This is a genomic window from Stieleria sp. (assembly GCF_041595215.1).
Taxonomy (GTDB): Bacteria; Planctomycetota; Planctomycetia; order Pirellulales; family Pirellulaceae; genus Stieleria; species Stieleria magnilauensis.
Genome location: NZ_JBFHKV010000771.1, coordinates 1 through 4,341, shown reverse-complemented (window position 1 = coordinate 4,341; position 4,341 = coordinate 1). Strand labels below are relative to the sequence as shown.

General features: G+C 58.6%; 1 protein-coding gene. It reads left to right on the top strand.

Features of this window, described 5'->3' with window-relative positions; genetic code table 11:
- Positions 1-4,341: CARDB domain-containing protein (locus ABX749_RS23930; RefSeq protein WP_372898213.1), on the top strand; the 4,341-nt coding region annotated here is incomplete at both ends.

The following is a 4,341-nucleotide window of genomic DNA, read 5'->3' as shown; positions in this document are numbered from 1 at the left end:
TCCATCAGCGATGAATCAATCCAACCCGGCCGAGAGGTCACCGTCCGTTGGACGGCCCAGAATCTTGGCGATGCAGCCACCGGCGGCAACTGGACCGATGTCGTTTATCTGTCTCCCGATGGTACAGTTGCTAACGGCATTCCCGTCACCAGCGAATTCCAAGACATGGCGCTCGAGATTGATCAATCGCGAACCGTGACAAGCACCGTCACGATTCCCGATGTCGCCGACGGAGACTATCGGTTGGTCTTCACGCTCGATCGGAATGATGACTTGTTCGAACGCGACGGCGAATCGAACAACGTGTTCGTCTTGCCACAAGTGATCACGGTCGGGCATCCCGACGTGACGGGCGTCTTCATCAGTCCGCCCACCGAGGTCGTCGCCGGAAACTCGCTCACGCTCGATTGGAGCGAAAGCCAAATCGGGACCGCGGCGACACTCACCGGTTTCACCACGCGGATTTATCTATCCCAAAATGACCAAGTCGATGCGGGCGATCTCCTGCTTTCAGAGCGATTGGAAACAGAAGTCTGGCAACCCGGACGCACGCAAGACTTTCAAGCCGACGTGACGATTCCGATCGAATTGAGCGGAAGCTATTTCTTGCTGCTGAGCGTTGACGACGGAGATGAAATGTACGAACTGGGTGGCGAAGGCAACAACGTGATCGCCAGTCCGATCACATTGACCGTGCCGCCCCACGCAGACCTGGTGGCCAGCAACATGGCTGCGCCCACCTTGGTGATCGGTGACCCGGCAGCCATGACCGTCAGCTGGACGGTGGCGAATACCGGTGAGGCGGCAACGAATGCCGATTCTTGGGTGGATTGGATTGTTCTGTCGTCGGACGAGATTTTTGGTAATGGCGACGATCGCGTGGTTGGCCAACTGGGACGCAACACATCGTTGCCGGTCGGCGACAGCTACAATGCGTCGGCCGACTTGACGCTACCGGCCGGTTTGGCGGGTCGATTCAATGTCTTCGTCGTCGCCGATGCTCAAGGCGATGTCTTCGAAAACAGCAAGACGGCGAACAATGTGGCGCTAGCCGCCGACAAAGTCGAAATCACGCCGACTCCCTACGCCGACCTTGTCGTCTCTTCGGTCGAAGTTCCGCCGACGGCCTCCAGCGGCGGTCTACTCGAAATCACCTGGCAAGTCACCAACCAGGGCATCGGCCCCACCGACATCCCCGTTTGGTCCGACGTCGTTCGACTGGCCCGCAATCCCGACGGGACCGACCTGCTACGTGCCTTCGGACTGAACCGCAACGATCCGACCATCGCCGCAGGCAGCAGCCACTTTGGCGTGCTGGGTGTCAATCAAAGTTATCGACGGACCACCCAGATTTCGCTTCCCAACGGACTGGAAGGGACCTTCTACGTCGTCGTCGACACCGGAACCTCTTCCGGCGTGTTCGAACATCGTTTCCGCGGCAACAACCGTCGTGTCTCCTCGGCGACCGACATCACCGTCGCCCCTTCGCCCGACCTGATCGTTGAAGCGATCACGGCGCCGCCGGAAGCGAAGTCGGGCACCAAGATCGACGTCGAGTGGACGGTGCGCAACACGGGCGACGCAGCGGCAGATGGTCTCTGGAGTGACCGTGTGTCACTAAAACCCGTGGGAGATCCCAATGCGAATCTGATTCACCTGGGAATCTTCGAAACGTCGCTGACGCTCGACGCCGGATTGTCGTACACACGCGCCGAACAAATTTCGCTGGCTCCCGAACTGGAAGGTGCATTTCAAGTCGTCGTTCACTCGAACTTCACCGGTTCGCTGTACGAACACGCCGCGGCGGCGGACAACAACGTCAGCGAAGACGACGAAATCATCGTCGTCAGCCATCCGCCGCGTCCGGACTTGCAAGTCACCGATATCATCGCGCCAACAAGCGTTCCCGCCGGTGGAACGATTTCGGCAACTTACATCTTGACCAACCGCGGCACCGAGACAACCAAGGGACGCTGGAGAGACCGGGTGTACCTCTCGCTCGACAATCGGGTCACCAGCGATGACATCGTACTGGGCACTTTCGAAAATGCCGCCGCATTGACGCCGGATGAATCTTATCAGGTGTCGGTCGATCCCTACGTCGTGCCGAAGCGATTCCGCGGTGATGTGTTTGTGCTTGTCCAAACCGATTTTGAAGATTCCATTGAAGAGTATCCGGACGAAGACAATAACCTGGGGACAAAATCGTTCTTTGCCGAAGCACTTCCGCCGGCTGATTTGGTGACCTCGGGCGTCATCGCTCCGGACGAAGTCTTCGAGGGGACCACGATCGATGTCACTTACACCGTCACCAACCTTGGGCTCGGTGAAACCGATGTGGATTCTTGGAATGACACGATCTGGCTGACCGTCGATCGGAACCGACCTGACGTCCGGACCGACGACATCTTGCTGGGAACGTTCTCCCATTCCGGTTCGCTGGCGATCGGGGAAGACTACACAGCGACTCGCCGGGTGACGTTGCCGCGAATCGATGGCAAAAATTTCCAAGCCGGCCAGTGGCATGTCACCGTCTGGTCGGACGCCTACAACGTCGTCGTCGAGGACACTCGGGACATCAATACGAACCCCGATGATCCAAACGAACTGGATAGCAATAACTACAAGGCGCGACCGATCACGGTTCTGCCGCTAGCCACAACGCCCTCGGATCTGGTCGTCGACAGCGTCGTCGCACCGGCAGCGGTCGACGCGGGAACGTCGTTGACAGTCCAGTGGACCGTGCGAAACCAGGGAGAGAACGCGACGGGAGGCGACGCGTGGACCGATTGGATTTACGTTTCGACACACGCTGATCGTAACCATCCCGACGCGCAGAGATGGTCACTCGGGTACATCAATCATCGTGGTCGCTTAGAAGCCGGTCAAAGTTATACCGCCGAAGCCACGTTCGAGTTGACACCCGAAATCTTTGGCAGTCATGTGATTGTCGAGACCGACGCCTTGATCCCAAGAATCTACGAAGGATCATTCGAAGACAACAATGACCGGTCGACTCCCATCACCATTAGCCGCTCGGCAGCCGATTTGCAAATCACCGATATCCACTTGCCCGCGACGAGCGAGTCGGGCGAATACGTCGACCTGAGTTGGACGGTGACCAATGTCGGTGCACCGGTCTGGTCCGGGACGACGTATTGGACCGAGTACGTTTACCTCTCAAGATTTCCCGAGTTTCAGCTCAGCGAATCGACGCTGGTGCGAAAACAAATCCACCGTAGCGACACGCCGTTGGGAACAGGAGAAAGTTACACTGAATCGACGCGGATCCGAATGCCACGCGGCGCCGACGGCGAGTTCTACGTCTATGTCTGGACCGATGCGTTACCGATCCCCGATCCAAGGCGTTTCGAACCGACCGTCCCGCCAATGGACAACCGTGAAGGCCACGCGTTCTACGCGGGCACGAACAGGTGGGGACGTGGAGCCGTTTACGAAGGAGGACGGATGGAGAGCGGCGGTTTCGCTCCCGCAGAGTTCAACAACCGGGACTCAAGGCCGATTCAGATCAGCTATTCCGAACCGGACCTAAAGGTCACCTCACTGACGGTCCCATCGGGCGTGGTTCAGTCCGGTCAAACCGTTACTGTGAATTGGACAGTGCAGAACATCGGAGATGCGGCGACGTACCCACGGCCCGACACCGATCAGGCCGAACAAGCCTGGCCCGATCGTGTCTTTCTTTCTCGCGATGAATCGTTGGACCCGTCCGACTGGCTGCTCGGCGCAGCGGGTGGCTCCGGCGCAAACGGAAGTGTACTTGGCATCGATGAGTCCTACAGTCGATCGCTCGATGTGCGACTTCCACAAGGAATCGACGGTGACTTCTATCTGATCGTCGACGTCGACTCCAAGTTCACCCGTGCACGCTTCCCTGAAATCGACGGAAGCGGTATCGAGTTCAGGGGCGGAGGTTCGTCTGCGGTGGACTGTTTGGCCATCTTCCGCAACGACATTGTCGGATGTGGTGCCACCGGCATGGCGGTCGTGCAGGAATTTGACGGTGAGGCGGATAACACGGCCAAGACACTGCTGCCGATCGAACTGACCGATCCGCCGGACCTGCAAGTCACCTCGGTTGTGGTGCCGCCACGACTGCTGGCGGGTAAGACGTTCGACGTCGAGTACACCGTCAGCAACCTTGGCCCCGGTGACACGCCGCCGGGACAGTCAGGCTGGACTGATCTCATCTACCTGTCGCGCGACCCGTTCCTGGACAGGGATGCCGATCGTTACCTCGGCTCGAGTTCGTATTTCGGCGGTCTGGCGAAAGACCAATCATACACCGCCACGCAATCGGTCCGTGCCCCGAGGAATCTC